22 protein-coding genes and 1 tRNA gene are annotated in these 17,331 nt (G+C 64.5%); 18 read left to right on the plus strand and 5 right to left on the minus strand.

Features of this window, described 5'->3' with window-relative positions:
• Positions 1 to 269 precede the first annotated feature (269 nt).
• The 3 genes from ABT294_RS40160 to ABT294_RS40170 all read left to right on the plus strand — a co-directional run bounded on the left by ABT294_RS40160 (position 270) and on the right by ABT294_RS40170 (position 3,070).
• Positions 270 to 449 (plus strand): hypothetical protein, encoded by a 180-nt coding sequence (locus tag ABT294_RS40160; protein WP_350811693.1) that lies wholly within the window; start codon positions 270 to 272, stop codon positions 447 to 449.
• 283 nt (positions 450 to 732) lie between these two features.
• A complete protein-coding gene (locus ABT294_RS40165; RefSeq protein WP_350811694.1) occupies positions 733 to 2,199 on the plus strand; it encodes a hypothetical protein in 1,467 nt (488 codons plus the stop codon).
• A gap of 4 nt (positions 2,200 to 2,203) precedes the next feature.
• Positions 2,204 to 3,070, plus strand: coding sequence for a DNA adenine methylase (locus ABT294_RS40170; RefSeq protein ID WP_350811695.1), 867 nt, complete (start codon positions 2,204 to 2,206; stop codon positions 3,068 to 3,070).
• An 82-nt stretch (positions 3,071 to 3,152) separates the two neighbouring features.
• Here ABT294_RS40170 and ABT294_RS40175 read toward each other — a convergent pair whose 3' ends face one another.
• Positions 3,153 to 3,281: a hypothetical protein gene (locus tag ABT294_RS40175; protein ID WP_350811696.1), complete on the minus strand. Its 129-nt coding sequence runs from the start codon at positions 3,279 to 3,281 to the stop codon at positions 3,153 to 3,155.
• A 523-nt stretch (positions 3,282 to 3,804) separates the two neighbouring features.
• Here ABT294_RS40175 and ABT294_RS40180 point away from each other — a divergent pair.
• The 4 genes from ABT294_RS40180 to ABT294_RS40195 all read left to right on the plus strand — a co-directional run bounded on the left by ABT294_RS40180 (position 3,805) and on the right by ABT294_RS40195 (position 7,238).
• Positions 3,805 to 4,647 (plus strand): helix-turn-helix domain-containing protein, encoded by an 843-nt coding sequence (locus ABT294_RS40180; protein ID WP_350811697.1) that lies wholly within the window; start codon positions 3,805 to 3,807, stop codon positions 4,645 to 4,647.
• Between the two features lie 94 nt (positions 4,648 to 4,741).
• Complete coding sequence (locus ABT294_RS40185; protein ID WP_350811698.1) at positions 4,742 to 5,149, plus strand: ATP-binding protein; 408 nt, start codon at positions 4,742 to 4,744, stop codon at positions 5,147 to 5,149.
• Between the two features lie 415 nt (positions 5,150 to 5,564).
• Positions 5,565 to 6,404 (plus strand): sigma factor-like helix-turn-helix DNA-binding protein, encoded by an 840-nt coding sequence (locus ABT294_RS40190; protein WP_350811699.1) that lies wholly within the window; start codon positions 5,565 to 5,567, stop codon positions 6,402 to 6,404.
• Positions 6,405 to 6,407: 3 nt separating this feature from the next.
• Positions 6,408 to 7,238: a protein phosphatase 2C domain-containing protein gene (locus ABT294_RS40195; RefSeq protein ID WP_350811700.1), complete on the plus strand. Its 831-nt coding sequence runs from the start codon at positions 6,408 to 6,410 to the stop codon at positions 7,236 to 7,238.
• Here the strand turns inward: ABT294_RS40195 and ABT294_RS40200 are convergent.
• A complete protein-coding gene (locus tag ABT294_RS40200; RefSeq protein ID WP_350811701.1) occupies positions 7,218 to 7,487 on the minus strand; it encodes a hypothetical protein in 270 nt (89 codons plus the stop codon). The two genes, ABT294_RS40195 and ABT294_RS40200, sit on opposite strands and share 21 nt — an antisense overlap.
• 282 nt (positions 7,488 to 7,769) lie before the next feature.
• Between ABT294_RS40200 and ABT294_RS40205 the strand changes: the two genes are divergently transcribed.
• The 8 genes from ABT294_RS40205 to ABT294_RS40240 all read left to right on the plus strand — a co-directional run bounded on the left by ABT294_RS40205 (position 7,770) and on the right by ABT294_RS40240 (position 13,415).
• Positions 7,770 to 8,180, plus strand: coding sequence for a plasmid replication, integration and excision activator (locus ABT294_RS40205; protein WP_350811702.1), 411 nt, complete (start codon positions 7,770 to 7,772; stop codon positions 8,178 to 8,180).
• Between the two features lie 26 nt (positions 8,181 to 8,206).
• Positions 8,207 to 8,443: a hypothetical protein gene (locus tag ABT294_RS40210; protein WP_350811703.1), complete on the plus strand. Its 237-nt coding sequence runs from the start codon at positions 8,207 to 8,209 to the stop codon at positions 8,441 to 8,443.
• Complete coding sequence (locus ABT294_RS40215) at positions 8,440 to 8,751, plus strand: hypothetical protein (protein WP_350811704.1); 312 nt, start codon at positions 8,440 to 8,442, stop codon at positions 8,749 to 8,751. The genes ABT294_RS40210 and ABT294_RS40215 overlap by 4 nt, the downstream gene beginning before the upstream one ends.
• A gap of 87 nt (positions 8,752 to 8,838) precedes the next feature.
• Positions 8,839 to 10,260, plus strand: coding sequence for an FtsK/SpoIIIE domain-containing protein (locus ABT294_RS40220; RefSeq protein WP_350811705.1), 1,422 nt, complete (start codon positions 8,839 to 8,841; stop codon positions 10,258 to 10,260).
• On the plus strand, positions 10,257 to 10,409 hold the full coding sequence (locus tag ABT294_RS40225; RefSeq protein ID WP_350811706.1) for a hypothetical protein: 153 nt from the start codon (positions 10,257 to 10,259) through the stop codon (positions 10,407 to 10,409). Before ABT294_RS40220 ends, ABT294_RS40225 begins: the two co-directional genes overlap by 4 nt.
• A gap of 62 nt (positions 10,410 to 10,471) precedes the next feature.
• Positions 10,472 to 12,040: a replication initiator gene (locus tag ABT294_RS40230; protein ID WP_350811707.1), complete on the plus strand. Its 1,569-nt coding sequence runs from the start codon at positions 10,472 to 10,474 to the stop codon at positions 12,038 to 12,040.
• Complete coding sequence (locus ABT294_RS40235) at positions 12,040 to 12,255, plus strand: helix-turn-helix domain-containing protein (RefSeq protein ID WP_350811708.1); 216 nt, start codon at positions 12,040 to 12,042, stop codon at positions 12,253 to 12,255. The genes ABT294_RS40230 and ABT294_RS40235 overlap by 1 nt, the downstream gene beginning before the upstream one ends.
• Positions 12,255 to 13,415 (plus strand): tyrosine-type recombinase/integrase, encoded by a 1,161-nt coding sequence (locus ABT294_RS40240; RefSeq protein WP_350811709.1) that lies wholly within the window; start codon positions 12,255 to 12,257, stop codon positions 13,413 to 13,415. The genes ABT294_RS40235 and ABT294_RS40240 overlap by 1 nt, the downstream gene beginning before the upstream one ends.
• A 56-nt stretch (positions 13,416 to 13,471) precedes the next feature.
• On the opposite strand, the gene ABT294_RS40245 is transcribed toward ABT294_RS40240, so the two are convergent.
• The 3 genes from ABT294_RS40245 to ABT294_RS40255 form a co-directional block, all read right to left on the minus strand.
• Positions 13,472 to 13,547: transfer RNA gene (locus ABT294_RS40245), tRNA-Ala, on the minus strand.
• A 95-nt stretch (positions 13,548 to 13,642) separates the two neighbouring features.
• On the minus strand, positions 13,643 to 14,368 hold the full coding sequence (locus tag ABT294_RS40250; protein WP_350811710.1) for an HAD-IA family hydrolase: 726 nt from the start codon (positions 14,366 to 14,368) through the stop codon (positions 13,643 to 13,645).
• A 16-nt stretch (positions 14,369 to 14,384) separates the two neighbouring features.
• Positions 14,385 to 14,504: a DLW-39 family protein gene (locus ABT294_RS40255; protein WP_020542320.1), complete on the minus strand. Its 120-nt coding sequence runs from the start codon at positions 14,502 to 14,504 to the stop codon at positions 14,385 to 14,387.
• Positions 14,505 to 14,732: 228 nt separating this feature from the next.
• Here ABT294_RS40255 and ABT294_RS40260 point away from each other — a divergent pair, with 228 nt between their 5' ends.
• The 3 genes from ABT294_RS40260 to ABT294_RS40270 all read left to right on the plus strand — a co-directional run bounded on the left by ABT294_RS40260 (position 14,733) and on the right by ABT294_RS40270 (position 17,318).
• The gene (locus tag ABT294_RS40260; RefSeq protein ID WP_350811711.1) at positions 14,733 to 16,097 is read left to right on the plus strand and encodes an MFS transporter; all 1,365 of its coding nucleotides are present in this window, start codon (positions 14,733 to 14,735) and stop codon (positions 16,095 to 16,097) included.
• 118 nt (positions 16,098 to 16,215) lie between these two features.
• Complete coding sequence (locus ABT294_RS40265; protein WP_350811712.1) at positions 16,216 to 16,428, plus strand: heavy-metal-associated domain-containing protein; 213 nt, start codon at positions 16,216 to 16,218, stop codon at positions 16,426 to 16,428.
• Positions 16,425 to 17,318 (plus strand): DUF8832 domain-containing protein, encoded by an 894-nt coding sequence (locus ABT294_RS40270; RefSeq protein ID WP_350811713.1) that lies wholly within the window; start codon positions 16,425 to 16,427, stop codon positions 17,316 to 17,318. The genes ABT294_RS40265 and ABT294_RS40270 overlap by 4 nt, the downstream gene beginning before the upstream one ends.
• The last annotated feature ends 13 nt before the right edge of the window (positions 17,319 to 17,331 follow it).

Genomic DNA, 17,331 nt, shown 5'->3' on the forward strand with positions numbered 1-17,331 from the left:
TTCGATCTGCGGGCGGGCGGAGGGCCGGGGTGCGGCGGCGCGCCGCGCCGCCGCCTTGATCTCCTACAAGAACAATTCGGCAATGCTCGTCCCCCGTTGCTGTCAGCCCTGCTGCCACCTCAGCCATAACACTTGGTGCCGGTCCCGACGAAGAAGGGACCCGACGTCGGTCACCCTAGCCGCGGTCGGCGAGCGGCAAAGCGCGCGATCGCCACGGCCCTGACCACTTCGATGCGAACTGCAGGCAGGTGCATGGTGGCATCGTTCAGGTGCAGATTGAACGGATGGCGGTAGGCGGCAAAGGTCGGCCCTATGCGGCGGCGTTGCTGTACAGCACTCCGTCCTGCGCCATCAACTGGGCGGTCACCACACTCGGTGGCTGGCTGGAGCATATGCTCGCCAGCACCGGGATCAAAGGGCTCGGAGAAGGTCGTCATCTCTCCGCATGAAGCCTACCGTTGATCGTTTGCCTTGACTTGGGGAGCTGTGGTTCTTCCCTGGGGATCGCACCTTGACACCTCGAATATATGGCGGCATATCAGCACAAACCACACAAATCACGCAAACCACCGAGCATGATGGCCAAGCAAGTCCTGCCTAGCTAACGATATGGATATATCCCGCCTTCGCGAATGGTGCGCGGCTTTACCTTACTGTGGCCTTAGGTGATAATCACTTGGCGTGCGCTGATGTTGGGCGCCCATCGAAGTCCCTCGGTCGAAGGGGAGCTTGGTGCAGTATCGGAGCCTCCGCCCATCGCAGGTCAAGCTTGACCCACAGAACCCGCGCCTGCCTGACGGAACAACCAGCGATCGCGAGGCGATCAACCGGCTATTGGATGATGGAGCAGAAGCGCTGGTTAATTTGGCCCGAGACCTCGCCAAGACGGGCGAAAGCAATCCTTCCGAGCTACCAATTGTGATTCGATCTGGATCTAAGTATCTGGTTGTCGAGGGAAACAGGCGCTTTGCTGCTCTAAAGTTGCTGAAGGATCCGGCTTTGGCCGATAGGGAGATCCACCAGAAAGCGTTCAAGCGCGCGGCTGGGCTTGGGCCGCCCCCATCGACAATTTATGTCGTTGTGGCCCCCAGTCGGGAAGTCGCAGACCGTTGGATCGTACTGCGACACACGGGAGAGAACAACGGCGTCGGAACAAAACGATGGAATGCAGAAAACACAGCGAACCATCGGCGTCGCAATAATGCGGCGATAGATTCGGGCACCTTGCGTGCGCTGGCAATTGCGGACGAGTTGCTAGACGCGTATCCAAGCGATTCGGAAATTGTCGAGCTTGTTCTTAAGGTTAGAAGAGAAAAGCTAACCAACATAGGGCGCTTCTTTGCGCTCGATGTCATGGCGTTGCTGCATCTCACCCTTGAAACTGACGAGACAAACGCCGCCCATGGACGCGCTCTTTGGGCTCAGCATGATGCAGCCCAATTGCGTGAGTTCTTCCTTTGGGCACTGACCTATATCGACATGAATTCTGTCGACGCATACAAGAATCCAGGTAAGCGCAAGGAAGCCATAAAGAGTGTGGCGCACCTTGTACCCGGACTTGCGGATGCGATGGACGAACCTCGAAGGCTGGCAGACTCTAAGCGGGAACGGGACCATGATTCTCGGGAGGTTCCCGTAGACCCAGCGACAGAACAGACGGGTGATGATGAAACCCCCCAGCCTTCACAGGGCACAGAGACTGAGGGCGGGAAAGGCGAAGCAGGCAGCAATGAACGGCAAGATATTCTCCCAAAGCCGAAGCCTTCTACAAATAGGCCAGAACAGTACCTTCTGCAAGGCTTGAAATTGCCAAATCATCCGGAACGGATCCGGCAGTTACTGAGGGAATGCCAGAATCTAGAAATAGAAAAGGCGCCCGGCATTGCATGTGTCGTGATCAGGGTTCTCGTTGAGTTGTCGGTTACTACACCTGGGGCTCTAGCCCTTACGAGTGCTGAAGAGAGAGACAGTCTCAAAGATAAGATAATGCGCGCGCTCGAACACCTGGACCCATACATCACCCGCCAAGGCAAGCGAGATCTGGAGCTAGCGGCGGCGTATTTGGAGGCGTCGGATCTAGGGTTGGAGTACCTCAACGGATTTGTGCATAATCCAAGCCTGACTCCGGACCCCCATCTAGCTAGGCGATTCAGTAAGGCGTTTAGGCCCCTGCTCGAGCGAATGGACGCGAAACTCTAGCGACATGTACTACATTTCACCGCTTAGATACCCTGGCGGCAAAGGAAAGCTGGGGCCGTATTTTGCAAGAATTTTAGCAGATCAGCCGGCAGCTATTGAAGCTTATGCGGAGCCCTACGCTGGCGGGGCCGGAGCCGGTCTTTATCTACTTTCGGAAGGCTATATAGATCGACTCTTGATCAACGATTTAAATCCCGGCATTGCTGCCTTCTGGCGATCTGTCGTTGAGCGGCCAGAAAGCCTTGTGGAGCTCATACAGTCCGAGGTCGTCAATATGGACTCCTGGCATCGACATAGAGATATATACCTCAATCCCGAGGAACGGGATGATCTCGAGCTGGGTTTCGCGACGTTCTTCTTGAACAGATGTAATCGTTCAGGCATTTTGACTGCGCGGCCTATCGGTGGCATGAATCAGACTGGAAAGTGGAAGATCGACGCCCGATTTAATCGCGCAAATCTCATCGAACGTGTCCAGTTCATTGCAAAGATGGGTTCTCGAATTAAGGTCTCTCAAAAACCTGCACTCGACTTCCTGGCGGTTGTGGGGCGCCGGAAGCTTCCCATTCTCCTTTATGTCGATCCTCCATACCTGGTTAAGGGCGAAGAGCTCTATATGAGCTCGCACTCGTGGCGCGACCACGAGGAGTTGGCCAGGATGCTCCTAAAGATCCGTCACCCCTGGATCCTTACCTACGATTACGATCAGCGGATTCGTGAGCTTTATCCGTCGAGTCGATGCTTGAGATATAGCATCTCCCATACTGCCCATGACCAAAAGGTTGGATATGAGTTCATGCTCTTTAGTGAAGATCTTAGGGTGAATGACGTCACTGTGGCTTCAAATCGAAAGGGTGCCTGGACAAGATGAGTTGTCCACATTGGTGACCTTGATTAGCCGGTAATGCGTGAATAGACGGAGCCTCTTGCCAACCAGCAAGAGGCTCCGTCTGCTAGCGGATGATGTGATCGCGAAACACCTCATAAGCGAACCTGCCGATAGAGGCAAGCGCCGCCAAGGTACCGGGCAACCACCAAAATTTGCTGCCCTTGATCTCGTGGTTCTTCCGCTTCTCTGCCATGTTCTCCTCCAGTCCGCCACCTGCGTGGCCCCCCACTCAAGGTGCGGACGGAGAACACGTTGGTCACGATACTACATCAGTCGGGTCATGTATGGGTATGTCGGCTATGCCGACCGCAATACAAACGTGGATCCTTGATCGTAAGGTGGTAGATCATCGAGCGCTCTATGGGTCCGGTTGATGTGATCGACTTGCTGGTATGCGAAACAGGGATAGTCGCAGACGGCTATGTGTGAGGCGGATCCGCCGTTAACTGATTTACGGGCGGCCGATTTGGAGATCCATCTGACGTGAGCCGTAAGAGTGATCGATCGATAGGCTGGACTGCAATCGCATCGGCCAGCGTACGGCGGCGCTGGCCGTGACCGGCCGGAGAGCCGCATCGTGGCCAGGGGCCGTCCGACGCCGTGGGGCCGCCGCAAGGGGACTGCCTCAAGCCTGTGGGGATATTTAACCTGTGGGGATATTTCTTATCCGTTGATGTAGCGTCGCGTCGACCTGCACGGATGGTAGAACCCTCGGTGTGGATGAGCGGCGAGATCGGTTGCAGGCGCTGGGTGAGCTGCTGCGGAGGCTACGCAGAGATGTGGGGCTGACTGGTAAAGATCTCGCCCGGCGAGCGCAGATAGCGCAGCCTACGATCTCTCGCATCGAAACTGGGCAATTGCTTCCCACGCCTGGCACGGTGGAGCGGTTAGTCGCTGCGCTCGGCTTGGACGGTGCTGGGCGTGCCGAGCTGGACGCTCTTCTTGTACGGCTTCGCGAGGAGGTCTCTCGGCTGAAGGGGGGACTCGCTGGTCGCGAGGCAGCGAATGCTGCACGGCTGAGGGCGGGGCATCGGGTCGTGTGCTTCCAGTCAGCCATGATTCCGCCCATTCTGCAGACGGCTGAGTACGCGCGGTTGGCGCTCGCCGTCGGACGCGACGTTGAGGCCGGCGATGTAGCGAAGGCGGCGGTTGTGCGGGTGGAGGCACAGACCGTGCTTTTCGACGGCGCTCGCGAGTTCTCGTTCCTTCTGACCGAGGGTGCCGTACGGACGTGGCCGGGGCCTCCGTCGTTGATGCTGGCGCAGCTCGATCGGTTGGGCCAGGTGGCCACGCTCTCCCACGTGAAGTTGGGCGTGGTGCCGTGGGGTGTGAAGGTGCCGGCGTTTCCATTGCATGGGTTCACGATCTACGACGACACCGTGAGCGTGGTCGAGAGCTTGACGGGTGATCTCACGTTGACCGGCCCCGATGAGTTGGCCGCTCACGTCGAGACCTTCGAGGCGTTCGCTGGTGTGGCCGTGTACGGGGACGAGTTGCGCAAACTGCTGGAATCCATCGCCGATGACTATCGCCAACTGGTCGAGCGCCTAGAGAAGTGACGTATTTATGCGTCGAATAGCTTGAGCTACTTCTAGGGTCACTCATACGCTGGCGCCATCCGATGTATAGCCCCCTAGACGACGGAGCTTGCCCATGTCGGCCTGGCGCTTCTCCCGCTACTTCCTCGGCTCCGCTCTCTCCATCACCGAGGCGCGACGCTTCGTGACCGCACTCCTGCGAGGCTGGCCCGCAGTCGACGAGGTCGAGCTCATCGTCAGCGAGCTGGCCACCAACGCGATACGCCACTCCGCCAGCGGGCGCTTCGGAGGACGATTCCTGGTGAGCATCCAGGCCCATACGGACCGCCTCTGGGTCGGCGTGCTCGATGAGGGCGGCCCTTCCTCCCCCAAGGCCTTCCGCTCGTGGACGGAGGGCGAAGGAGGGCGCGGCCTGCTGGTCGTTGCCAGCCTGGCTATCGACTGGGGCGTCTGGGGTGACGAGCACGGTCGGACGGTATGGGCCGTGCTGTACACAGGACCGCAGACGGCGTCATGCCGATGACCTCCTGCCTGTCACCGCATCTTCCTTCGCCGCAGGCGTCTTGTGTGACGCTCGACTGGTGCCCCGCTCGCACGGACGAGCGGCGTCGGGTGATTGCCTGGACGTGCGACTGCCGGAGCGTCTACTACGAACTGTGCGAGTCTGGCGGTCTGGCCTTCATCCGGCGCGTCACCAAGGGAGGCCAGCAGGTCGCCGTCGAGACTCCCCGCGTACGGGCTGGTGAGGCTCGCGCCACGTGGACTGCGCTACTTTCGGGCACGATGCGATGAGCCCGCGCGGTGTCCCCAATCGGCGGTCAGCGATTCGTGCGGTTAGCTCAAAAACCGGCGAACTGGTCAAAAACGTACTGTCAAGGGGGATAGACGGCAAACCGTCTAGGGGCCTAGACTCGCCCTTAGTGATCAGAGGGGGATCGATGCCGCCGAGCGACGTTGAGCGTATTGCCGCGATAGAAGACCCGTTCCAACTACTCCGGGTCGCTACGGAGCGTCTCAACGCTGCTCAGCAGGAGGTCGCGGAGCTATCACGGCTACGTCGGCGGGTGATCCAAGAGCTACATGCCCAAGGGCTCTCATACGCACAGATCGCCAAGGAAGCCGGCCTTACCAGGGGCCGGATTCACCAGATCCGGCACACCGGTCCAGCTCCCGAAGGGGCCTTCCTCGGCACGGGCACGATCACCCTGATCACACCGCTCAAGCGCGAAGCCACCAACGCCCGGCCGGTGGTCGCGATGGAGGATGTCACGGCAGCCAAGCGGTTGGAGGACCTTGCCCGCGGCTTCGACCTGCCGGTGGAGTTGGAGCACGTCCCGCTCGGCGGAGAGATCGACGTCAACCGGCCGAACCTCATTGTGGTCTGCGGACCCAGGCTCTCGACCGTCATGGGCGCGCTGTACGAGTCCGATCCGGTTCTGGAGTGGGTCAAGGACGACGTCTGGACCCTGCGTGACAGCCGTACCGGCACCGTTTACCGCTCCGGCTCGGACTGCGAGCCTGCTCGGGCCGTGGATTACGCCTACCTCGGACGCCTCGGGCGGCCAGACGGCAAGGGCAACCTCCTGGTGTTCACCGGCATCCACCCTCAAGGCACGCTCGGCGTGGTGCAGCTCCTCCAGACCGAGATCGCGACCCTCTGGGGCCAGGTAGGCGACAAGCGCTTCTCCACTGTCGTGGGCGTCGAGTACGACCCGGCGACCGGGGAACCGGTCAAGGCGGAGCTAGCCAGTCCGCTGTACCGGCACGAGGAGGACTGAGACGTGCGGGTCACCTTCGCCACCGAAGCGGCACCCGGCCGGCCGAACGAGGACTTCGTCGCTGCAACTCCTGAGGCGGCCGTCCTCCTCGACGGCGCGGGCACTCCGCGCGGCTCCGACTCCGGTTGCTCACACGGTGTGGCCTGGTACTCCCGCACCCTCGGCTCCACCCTCTTGGCCTCAATGACTCCGGGCGCCAGCACCCTGGCCGAACTGCTGGCCGAAGGGATCAAGACGGTCTCATCACTCCATGACGGAACATGCGACCTGGCTCACCCCGGCTCGCCCTCAGCTACGGTGATCATGCTTCGGCGTACGAACGAGGCTCTGGAATGGCTCGTCCTGGCCGACTCCGTCCTCCTCTTGGACCTCGTGGACGCTGCGGAGCCCATGGCCATCTGCGACGATCGCGAGGCCCAGGTAGGTGTGCTCTATCGGGCAGATATGGATGCACTCGACTCCGGCACTGACGAACATGTCGCGGCCCACCGACGCTACGTCGAGACCCTGCGCTCCTACCGGAACCGCGACGGCGGTTTCTGGGTTGCTGCCACCGATCCCCTTGCGGCCTACCAAGCGCTGACCGGCAGCATGCCCACCGGCCAAGTCCGCGCCGCCGCGCTCCTGAGTGACGGCGCCTCTCGCCTCGTCGACCGCTTCAACCTGGCCACCTGGCGCGAAGCTCTGGAGATACTCGGCCAACGTGGGCCGGCGGACCTCATCTCCAGAGTCCGGGCCGCGGAGCGATCCGACCCGCGCGGCGAACGCTGGCCTCGGGGCAAGACTTACGACGACGCCACCGCTGCACACGTTTCACTCGGTACGGCGGAATAAGCATGTGATGTTGTCGTACCGGTTGAAGCTATTCAACATAACGCTGGTGGCCATCTGGTCCAGGCGCCAGCCGTGCGCCTCGATCGCCTCAACGAGATTGGCGATCTCAGGCAGGCTCCTGCCGTGCGATGCCTTGTCTGTAGAAGCGCTGAGCCGGGCGACGAAGACGCGTCGCCCCTCCGCATGGGCCTGACTGGCATCTTCGATGATCTGATGCCGACCAGAACCACTGCCACCAAAAAGCACCATAAAGGACGCACCTTTCCTTCATCTCCCGCATTCAGGGAGAGTTTCCTCGCAGTAGAACATAACGGGCATAATCCCAGCACAAGCGAGGTAGACATCGAGGACATCTCGCTCATTTCGCTCCAGCAAAACGACGGGCGCTCCTGAAATTGAGCGATCAGTGTTTACCCCCCTAGACAGTTGGGGCACACTCTGGCTATCGTCCTCTGCATAGCCCCCTAGACAGATCTTCGAAGCGACGCGGTCGCAACCGTCTAGGGGGATAGACGAAGGAGGTGGTGGACGATGGCGCTTCAGGGACCGATCCCTGTGACGTTCGAGATGGTCTTCCCGCACGGCTGCTACATCGTCGGGGAAGTCGAGCCGGTCAAGGACTTCGACGCCTCGACCAACGGGCGGTTCGTGCAGGCACGAGACAAGCAGGCCCGAGAGCTGGTCTGGCAGGTCTCGGTCATGGACGCGGACCCAACGGTCAAGGCCGCTCAGAAGACAGTCGGTGTGAAGATCCTCTCCCCCGTGCAGCCGGTTCCGCCGGCGCCCATGCCGGGGCTGCCGTTCACACCGGTCGAGTTCGACCACATGACGGCTACTCCGTACGTGAACGGCAACGGCAGGCTCGCGTACTCGATCCGGGTTCGCGAGATGCGGGCTCCCCGGCCGGTCGGCAAGCCCAACTCCACAAAGGACGCGGCGTGATGGGGCGACGGAGGCAGGCTCGGCCGATGGGCGTGATCACTCTCAACACCAGTTCCGGTGCGGTCGCCGAGAACCACGCCTACCAGCTCCGTACGCCGATCCTGGCGCTGGCGTTCGGGCTGGTCCAGGTACAGGTCACCACGGCTGCGTCGGACCGGGTCACGGCGGCTGAGGTGGAGTTCGCGCGGCAGCTCGCCAAGCAGGCGCAGGACTTCGCTCGGTGCGTAGAGCGGATCCATCGGCACGGGGTGGCGGCGGCATGAGGAGTCTCGGCCCCTACACCTACGTGACGCTGACGATGACGCCGGACGCCGCGCCGCGCCTCGGTGTTTCCTTCCACACGGCTGACCTGTGCATCCGCGCCGGTGTGCTCGACAAGCCACGGCCGTACCTGGAGATCTCGTCTACCGAGGCGGACGTGGCGATCTCGACCACTGGGGCCGACCACGTCACCGAAGCCGATCTGTGCACCGCTCGTCAGCTCTTCAACGCCGCTGCTCGCTACCTGGCCGACTGCGAGCGGCTGCACTTCGAACAATCGGCCAAGGGCGCCCCCGGCACGGCGGCCTGAGACGCAAGCGGGGCCGCAGGAAGCGGCAACTTCCGGCGGCCCCTCGGTCTTCCACACACTCCACATGCTTGGAAGGACTCCAGCCTAATGTTCAAGAAGATGCCCGGCGAAGAGCCGCTTCGCATCGTCTCAACCACACCCGACACGGCGGTCGTGTTCAAACCGACCGTTCTCAAGACGCCCGCGATCATCACACTCATCATCTTCGGCTGGCGGGCCGTCGCGAGTCTGGTCCGCACCGTGTGGCGGCATCCGGTCGCCGTGCTGGTCTCGGCCGTTCCTTGCGCACTGTTCGTTCTGTACGGGTGGCGCGTCGCGCTGCTCCTCGTCACGCCCGTGCTCGTGGGGCTGGTCTCCTGGGCCATGCTCGACCGGTCCAGCTTCGCCCGATGGATGGGCTGGCGGTTGCTGGCCTGGTGGCGGCTGGTCTCGGTGTACCGGCGGCACTGGCAACCGGTGATGGTCATCTCCGGTCTCGGCAGGCACGTCCAAGGGCGCGACTACCTGCCCAAACTGGGCAAGGCCACCTGCACCTCGTGGGCCGACCTGGTCACCGTCCGCATGCTCAACGGGCAGGCGGTCAAGGACTGGGCGGACCGCACCGACAACCTCGCCCGAGCATTCGGCGCGAGTTCCTGCCGCGTCTCGGTCGTCCAGGGAGGGCGGTTGCGTCTCACCTTTCCTCGGTGCGATCCACTCGCCGTTCCACTACCTGCCATACCGGTCCCCGAGACTCCCACGGTCGGCCCCATCGAGGTCGGCAAGCAGGAGGACGGGCGGCCGTGGCTCCTCAAGATGCTCGGCACTCATGTCCTGGTCGCGGGCGCCACCGGGGCCGGCAAGGGCTCGATCATCTGGTCCACGATCCGCGGGCTCCTCCCTGCCGTTCAAGCAGGACTTGTCGAGATCTGGGCACTCGATCCGAAGTTGATGGAGCTGTCCTTCGGCCGTGCTCTCTTCGGCTCTCGCTACGCCGCCGATCCCGCTGACTGTGCCGACCTGCTGGACGACGCCGTCAAGGTCATGCAGGCTCGCGCCGCCCGCTTCGCCGGCCACCAGCGGGCCCACACGCCGACCGTCGAGGACCCCTTCGTCCTGGTTCTCGTCGACGAAGTGGCCTTCCTCACCGCCTACCAATCCGACAAGGAACTGCGGCGGCGCATCTCCGCTGCCTTGGCGACGCTCACGACCCAGGGCCGCGCGGTCGGGGTCGGCGTCATGGCGGCGCTCCAGGACCCACGCAAGGAGGTCATGAACATCCGCAACTTGTTCCCCGACAAGATCGCGCTCCGGCTCGACGAGTCCGAACAGGTGGACATGGTCCTCGGCGACGGCGCGCGAGACCGTGGAGCGCTGGCAGACCAGATCTCTCCCCGGCCGGATGTAGGCGCTGGCGTCGGTTACGTCCGGCTGGAGACCTCGCCCGACCCGATCCGCGTCCGCGCCGCCTACGTCTCCGACGACGACATCCGCGACATGGTCGCCGAGTTCACTGGTGAGGTCGCATGACGCTCATCCACTTCCTCGACGGCCTGCGCTGCGCCGACTGCGGCGTCCTCAATGTCCTGTGGCTCGATCCGGTCCGCGCCCTGGTCGAGTGCGCCGAGTGCGGAACCTCCGCGCTCGTCGTCCCCGAGATCGGAAAGGAGGTCCGTTGAACAGTCCACACCAGCCAACGGAGATCCGGATCTCTCACCGCTCCACTCCTCGGGCACTCCGCATGGCTCAACCACTCGCCCGTGAAGTCGCCGAAGAGGTCGCCAAGCTCAACGGCGTCTGCGTCCGACCGGTCGCGCTTCGGCGGCTGGACCTGGTCACAGGCAAGGAAGAGATCATCGATGTGCCGTGCGGCGCGACGCTGGAGAGCAAGTGTCCTTCCTGCGCCAAGCGCAACAGACAGCTCCGGATGGCGCAGTGCCGGGAAGGCTGGCATCTCGCCGAAGAGCCTGCCGTCAGTCCTGAGGCGGCCACCGAGGAACAGCGCTGGCTCGTGGAGTTCCGCGCGGACATGCAGGCTCGACGGGATGCGGCGGCGAGTGCCGAAGAGGACACCTCCGACTGGGACGCGGTCCTCGTCGGCCTCGACGAGGAGATCAACGCTGCGGGGATGCGGGGCCACGTGCTCGGCCGGACGGCACCCAAGCGGGTGCGCTCGACCAGGCGGCGGCAGGACGCCCCGGACCTCCCCAGGCGGAAGATGGCCAGCACGACACTCGGGCGTACCTTCGAGTCCTCGGATGGGAAGGTCTTCCGGCCGTCGCTCTTCGTGACGCTCACCCTTCCGTCGTATGGCAGGGTGCGTGACAGCGTGCCGGTCGATCCCGAGAGCTACGACTACGGGCGGGCCGCCCGCGACGCGCTGCACTTCTCCAAGCTGGTCGATCGGTTCGTGCAGAACCTTCGCCGGGTGGCCGGCTATGACGTGCAGTACTTCGCCAGCGTGGAACCTCAGAAACGGCTCGCGCCCCATCTGCACATGGCGATCAGGGGCACCTTGCCGCGTGCGGAGGTCAAGCAGATCGCGGCGGCGACCTATCACCAGGTGTGGTGGCCGTCCTGCGATCAAGTCCGCTTCGAGGGCGAGCACCTGCCCGTCTGGCAAGACGGCATCGGCTACCTCGATCCCGACACGGGTGAGGTGCTGCCCACCTGGGACCAGGCCCTCGACGAGCTGGACCAGGACGACGCGGCCGAACCGCTGCACGTGGTTCGCTTCGGCGACCAAGTGGACGTCAAAGGCGTGCTCGCCGGGACCCCGGACGCCGACCAGTGCATCCGCTACCTGTCCAAGTACCTGACCAAGAGCCTCGGCGAAAACCTCGACGGCCGTGCTCAGCGCGAGCATGCGGCCCGCTTCGTCGAGGCCCTGCGCTACGAGCCCTGCTCGCCGACCTGCCCGAACTGGCTGCGGTACGGCGTGCAACCCAAGGGTGCCAAGGCTGGCATGGCTCCCGGCCGGTGCCGCTCCAAGGCTCACAAGCCTGAACATCTCGGGTACGCGGGCCGTCGCGTCCTCGTGTCGCGGAAGTGGTCGAACAAGACGCTGGCCGAGCACAAGCAGGACCGCCGTACCTGGGTCCTGGAAGCGCTCGGGCAGGCCGACGAGCCGACCGACCCACACCGCTATGTCTGGCGGCCGGCGAAGCCTGGCGATCCGGATCTCGCTCCGATCGGCGTACGGCTGCTGCGGAGCGTCGCCGAACGTCAGCGCTGGCGAGCCCACCTGCGGGAGCTGGAAGCCAGAGCCACCGGCCAAGATCTTTCGGCAACTGGAGAGGAGGCAGCGTAGTGGACAAGCTTCTGAACGTGGAGGAGGCGGCGGAACTCCTCAACACCTCCCCTCGCTTCGTCCGGCGGCTGATCGCCGAACGACGGATCGAGTTCGTCAAGCTCGGCCGACCCGTACGCATCCGCGAGTCGGCGCTGATCGCCTACGTCGTCGAAGGAACCGTCACGCCCATGCGGACGGCCGACACCCTCCCGGCACCGAGGAGGGCTGCCTGATGGCGAACAAGGACGGCCACCGGCGTTTCGGCAACATCCGCAAGCTTCCTTCCGGAAGATTCCAGATCCGCTATCCCGGACCGGACGGCCGGATGCACACCGGCTCAACGACCTACGCGACCAGGACGGATGCTGACCGGGCGCTCACGCTCATCGAAGCTCAGATGATCTCGGGAGACTGGACCGACCCGGATCGCGGCAAGGTCGAGCTCGGCGAGTACACCCGCGCATGGATCAAAGAGCGTCCGGGTCTGCGTCCCAAGACGGTCGAGCTCTACACCTGGCTTCTTGAGCGCCACATCATCCCCACCTTGGGCGGGGTCGCGGTCGGGAAGCTCACGACGCCGCTGATCCGCTCCTGGCGCACCAGCCTCCTCGAAAAGGGCGTCTCCATCTCGACGGCCGCAAAGGCCTACCGCCTACTGCGGGCTGTGCTGATGACGGCGGTCGAAGAAGACAAGATGATCGCTCGCAACCCGTGCCGCATCAAGGGCGCCGACAACGAGCAGACTCCCGAACGCCCCGTCCTCACCGTCGCTCAGGTCTTCGAGCTGGCCGATCGGATGGCCGACAGGCGTTTCAGGGCCCTGGTGCTCCTGACGACCTTCGCGAGCCTCCGCTGGGGTGAGGTGATCGCGCTCCGCCGTACCAACATCGACCTCCAGGCGCGGACGGTCCAGGTACGCGAACAACTCCTCGAACTCGACGGCGGGGAGATGCCCCTCGGCCCGCTCAAGTCCCGTGCCGGCCGACGAACGGTCAGCATTCCCGAGGCCATCGTCCCGGCCCTGGCGGAACACCTGGTCACGTTCGTCGACCAGGCCGACGACGCCTTCGTCTTCCTCGGCAAGCGCGGGGCCTTCCTGCGGGGCGGCAACTTCCGGCGCGAGGCCAGGTGGGCGGAAGCCCTCAAGGAGATGGGTCTCCGGGGCTTCCACTTCCACGATCTACGGCACACGGGCAACACGCTTGCCGCCCAGTCAGGCGCGAGCCTCGCCGACCTGAAGGCGCGGATGGGACACGACAGCGACCGGGCCGCGCTCATCTACCAGCACGCCACCCGCGAGGCAGACCAGAAGATCGCGGACGCGCTCAACGCGCGAGTGAAGGCCGAGCAGGAGACCGGAGGTGACAACGGCGGCTCGCCCGCGAAAGGCTAATGGCACGTTAATGGCACGAACACCCCGTCACAAGATCAGTGGCGGGGTGTTTTGGCTGGTGGAGCCTAGGAGATTCGAACTCCTGACATCCTGCTTGCAAAGCAGGCGCTCTGCCAACTGAGCTAAGGCCCCGGGAGGTGATCGGTAGCTGTGCGTGCTCCGGTCGTACACGGTAGCAACAGCATAGTCGCCGCCGCCACCTGGTTGATCCGTGGCGACGGTGCGGGTCAGCGGGGTGTGGAGGCCGAGCAGGTGCCCAGGTCGTCGGTGAGGATCAGGTCGGGGAACTCGGCGATCGAGTCGAGGATGTGGGTGGCGCCGCCCTTGAGGAGGCGTTCGCGGCTGTGGACGCCGGTCATGACGCCCGCCACCAGGGACGCTCCCGCCCGCCGCCCGCAGAGCATGTCGCTTTCCGAGTCGCCTGCGACGGCTACCTGCCGGACGTCGTCGATGCCGAGGCGGAGTACCGCGTGCAAGACCATGTCGGGCCAGGGGCGGCCGCGGCCGCCTGCGTCTTCGGGGCAGATGGCCAGGTCGATGTGGTCGTCCCAGTTCAGGAAGCTCAGGATGCGGCCGAGGGTGGCGCGGCTGAAGCCGGTGATGATGGCCAGTTTCACCCCGGAGCCGTGGAGCTTGTCGAGAACCTCCTGGACTCCGGGCATGGGAACGAGGCCCGCGCGGTCGAGCGCACCCTCGTACGAGCGCTCGAAGGTCAGGTTGGCCGCCTGGGCCTGTGCTTCGTTGCCGGGGAAGATGCCCCGGAACACGTCGATCTTGGGGCAGCCCCGGGACCGGTGCACGTGGACCATGGCACGCGCGTACGCACCTGTCCCGGGGACTATGCCCTGAGTCGCGATCGCCTCGGCGAAGGCGCGTTCGACCATGGCGATGTCACCGACTGTTGTGCCGGCCAGGTCCAGGCACGCCAGCTTGATGGGGACGACGTCACTCATCGCCTCGCCAGGTCGGTTAGTTCTCGCTGCCGGTGGCCTCGGTCCAGAGATCGAGCTCGGCTCGGTCGGCCTGCACCTTGCGCCAGATCAGCAGCCCCCCAAGAGCGATCAGCGCCAGAACGAGCAGCTTCTTCACGGTGTGACCCCACTTCTTCGACGGCCTCACCTGCCGGGGTGAGGCCCAACGGTTGACTTGCAGCCTAGCAAGGGATGGCTGCGCTCCCTGTGTTGCGCACGAACCAGATGTACCGAATGCGCAAAGAACCAGCATAGCCGGACGCGATAGACATACCCCCCATGGGTATGCTACCTTCTCGCTCGCCAGATACCCCCGGTAGGTATCAGCAAGGCTGAGGAGGATGTCATGGAGACGGCCAATCCGCGCAGGTGGTGGGCGCTTGTCGTGCTCGCCGCCGCGCAGTTCATGGTGATCATGGATACGTCGATCATCGGGGTGGCACTGCCCGACATGCAGCGGGAGCTCGGGTTCTCTCAGAGCGGACTGCAGTGGGTGTTCAACGCCTACGTGGTCGCGTTCGGCGGGTTGCTGCTGCTCGGCGGGCGGCTGTCCGACCTGCTCGGAGCCAGGAAGGTGTTCACGTCCGGCTGGGTGATTCTGATCGCGGGGTCCGTCGTGGCCGCGGCGGCGGGAAGCGCCTGGGTCGAGATCGTCGGACGGGCCGTGCAGGGAGTCGGCGGAGCGCTCATCGCCCCCGCGTCGATGACGCTGCTGATGATGCTGTTCGGTGCCGATCAGAAGGAACTGGGCAAGGCCATGGCGCTGTACGGGGCCGCGGCGCCGGCCGGCGGCACAGCGGGCGTGTTCCTCGGCGGAGTGATCATTGAGTACCTGAGCTGGCCCTGGGTGTTCATCGTGTACGTGCCGATCGGGCTGGCCACACTGGCCGCCACCGGGCTGCTGCCCGCGGTGCGGGGCAGGCGGGGCTCCGTGGACGTGGTCGGGGCCGTGTCCGTGACCGCCGGCATCGCGCTGGTCGTCTACGCCATCGTGAGCGCGAACTGGATCGCGGGCGCGGGCGGGGCGGCCCTGCTGGCCCTCTTCCTGATCGTCCAGCGGACGGTCAGGGAGCCACTGATGCCGCTGTCCATCTGGCGGACGCCGGGGCTCGCCCCGTCCAACCTGGCGATGGGCCTGCTCGGCGGCGCCTGGATCCCGATGTGGTACTTCCTGAACCTGTACCTCCAGCAGGGGCTCGGCTACGGCGCGTTCGCCAGCGGGGCGGCGCTGCTGCCGATGACCGTCGCCGTCATGATCTTCATGGTCGGCATCACGGCCAGGCTGCTGCAGAGGTTCGGGGCCAAGCCGCTCATCGTGATCGGGCTGGCCGTGCTGGCGGCGGGCGTGGCGGGGCTGTCGTTCGCCAGGCCCGACGGGACGTTCACCGTGGACGTGCTGCCCGCCAGTCTGGTCGCGGCGGTCGGTATGTCGCTGGCCTACATCCCGGCGATGATGTCGGCCATGTCCGGCGCCCGTCCGGAGGAGGCGGGGCTGGCCTCGGGGATCGTCAACACGACCTACCAGGTCGGCTCGGCGCTCGGCCTGGCGGTGATGACCGCCGTCGCCACGAGCCGGGACATCGAGAGCGCTTTCATGGGAGCGGCCGTCGTGGCCGCGCTCGGCGCGGTGCTGACGGTGGCGTTGATGCGGACGCGGCGAGCCACCGCAGCCCAGGACGCACCTCAGAAGGCAGCCCAGGAAGCCGCCTGACAAGTAGCAGGAAGCGGTCCAGGAATCGGCAAGTGCGACCTGGCTCGCACAGCCCTCCGAAATACCCTAGGGGGGTACGGTGTTAGTATCGTCAGAGCGAACGAAAAGGGAGAGAGTCATGAGCACCGCCACCTTCACCGTCAAGGGCATGACCTGCGGCCACTGCGTGAGCTCGGTCAAGGAAGAGGTGAGCGAGGTCGCCGGTGTCACCTCCGTGGAGGTCGACCTGGCCAGCGGCCTGCTGACCGTCGGCAGCGAGGGCCCGGTCGACGCGGCGAGCATCAGCACCGCCGTCAAGGAGGCGGGCTACGAGCTGGTGGCCGGCTCATGAACACGGCATCGAAGCTCGGCCTCTACACGGCGGGGCTGGCGGTGGTCTTCGCCGCGGCGCTGGGAGCCGGCAGCGCCGTCGGCGAGGTCGCCCCCGTCGAGCAGGCAACCCACCACGAAGCAGCAGCACAACCAGGCAAGAGCGATACCCCCGGGGGGCTCCAAGTGTCGCAGGACGGCTACACCCTCAACCCGCTGACCACCGACGAGAACTTCCGGTTCACGGTGACAGGTCCCGACGGGAGGCCGGTCACCGAGTACGAGGTCCAGCACGACAAGAAGCTCCACTTCATCGTGGTGCCGCGCGATCTGTCCTCCTTCCAGCACGTCCACCCGGAGATGGGCCCTGACGGCGTCTGGTCGGTCAAGCTGTCCTTCCCGCAGGCGGGCGACTACCGCGCCTTCGCCGACTTCGCCCCCAAGGGCGGCAGCGGGCTGACGCTCGGCGCGGACGTCCAGGTGGCGGGCGACTTCCGGCCGAAGCCGCTGCCCCAGGTCAGCCGGACGGCCGAGGTCGACGGCTACACTGTCACCCTCGACGGCGACCTCGTCCCCGGGCGGTCGAGCAAGCTGACGCTGAAGGTGAGCAAGGACGGCAGGCCGGTCACCGACCTGCAGCCGTACCTGGGCGCGTACGGGCACCTGGTCGCGCTGCGCGCCGGCGACCTGGCGTACCTGCACGTCCACCCCGAGGCCGGCGACACGCCCGGCCCGGACATCACGTTCTACGCCGAGGCGCCCAGCGCGGGCGACTACCGCCTGTTCCTCGACTTCAAGCATGACGGCAAGGTTCGCACGGCCGCCTTCACGGCGAAGGCCACGGGCGGGTCGGCTGTCACCGCTGAACCCACCACTGAACCCACCACTGAACACAGCGACCACACGCACTGATCGCGGGAAAGGA

Origin of the sequence: Nonomuraea sp. NPDC000554, assembly GCF_040300065.1 — a bacterium.
In the GTDB taxonomy this organism is placed as follows: domain Bacteria; phylum Actinomycetota; class Actinomycetes; order Streptosporangiales; family Streptosporangiaceae; genus Nonomuraea.

Coding starts and splice junctions, on each gene's coding strand:
- ABT294_RS40175 (WP_350811696.1), bottom strand. CDS start 3,281: ATGGCAGAGAAGCGGAAGAACCACGAGATCAAGGGCAGCAAATTTTGG.
- ABT294_RS40265 (WP_350811712.1), top strand. CDS start 16,216: ATGAGCACCGCCACCTTCACCGTCAAGGGCATGACCTGCGGCCACTGC.
- ABT294_RS40250 (WP_350811710.1), bottom strand. CDS start 14,368: ATGAGTGACGTCGTCCCCATCAAGCTGGCGTGCCTGGACCTGGCCGGC.
- ABT294_RS40185 (WP_350811698.1), top strand. CDS start 4,742: ATGTCGGCCTGGCGCTTCTCCCGCTACTTCCTCGGCTCCGCTCTCTCC.
- ABT294_RS40270 (WP_350811713.1), top strand. CDS start 16,425: ATGAACACGGCATCGAAGCTCGGCCTCTACACGGCGGGGCTGGCGGTG.
- ABT294_RS40205 (WP_350811702.1), top strand. CDS start 7,770: ATGGCGCTTCAGGGACCGATCCCTGTGACGTTCGAGATGGTCTTCCCG.
- ABT294_RS40230 (WP_350811707.1), top strand. CDS start 10,472: ATGGCTCAACCACTCGCCCGTGAAGTCGCCGAAGAGGTCGCCAAGCTC.
- ABT294_RS40170 (WP_350811695.1), top strand. CDS start 2,204: ATGTACTACATTTCACCGCTTAGATACCCTGGCGGCAAAGGAAAGCTG.
- ABT294_RS40190 (WP_350811699.1), top strand. CDS start 5,565: ATGCCGCCGAGCGACGTTGAGCGTATTGCCGCGATAGAAGACCCGTTC.
- ABT294_RS40240 (WP_350811709.1), top strand. CDS start 12,255: ATGGCGAACAAGGACGGCCACCGGCGTTTCGGCAACATCCGCAAGCTT.
- ABT294_RS40260 (WP_350811711.1), top strand. CDS start 14,733: ATGGAGACGGCCAATCCGCGCAGGTGGTGGGCGCTTGTCGTGCTCGCC.
- ABT294_RS40215 (WP_350811704.1), top strand. CDS start 8,440: ATGAGGAGTCTCGGCCCCTACACCTACGTGACGCTGACGATGACGCCG.
- ABT294_RS40225 (WP_350811706.1), top strand. CDS start 10,257: ATGACGCTCATCCACTTCCTCGACGGCCTGCGCTGCGCCGACTGCGGC.
- ABT294_RS40210 (WP_350811703.1), top strand. CDS start 8,207: ATGGGCGTGATCACTCTCAACACCAGTTCCGGTGCGGTCGCCGAGAAC.
- ABT294_RS40220 (WP_350811705.1), top strand. CDS start 8,839: ATGTTCAAGAAGATGCCCGGCGAAGAGCCGCTTCGCATCGTCTCAACC.
- ABT294_RS40200 (WP_350811701.1), bottom strand. CDS start 7,487: ATGGTGCTTTTTGGTGGCAGTGGTTCTGGTCGGCATCAGATCATCGAA.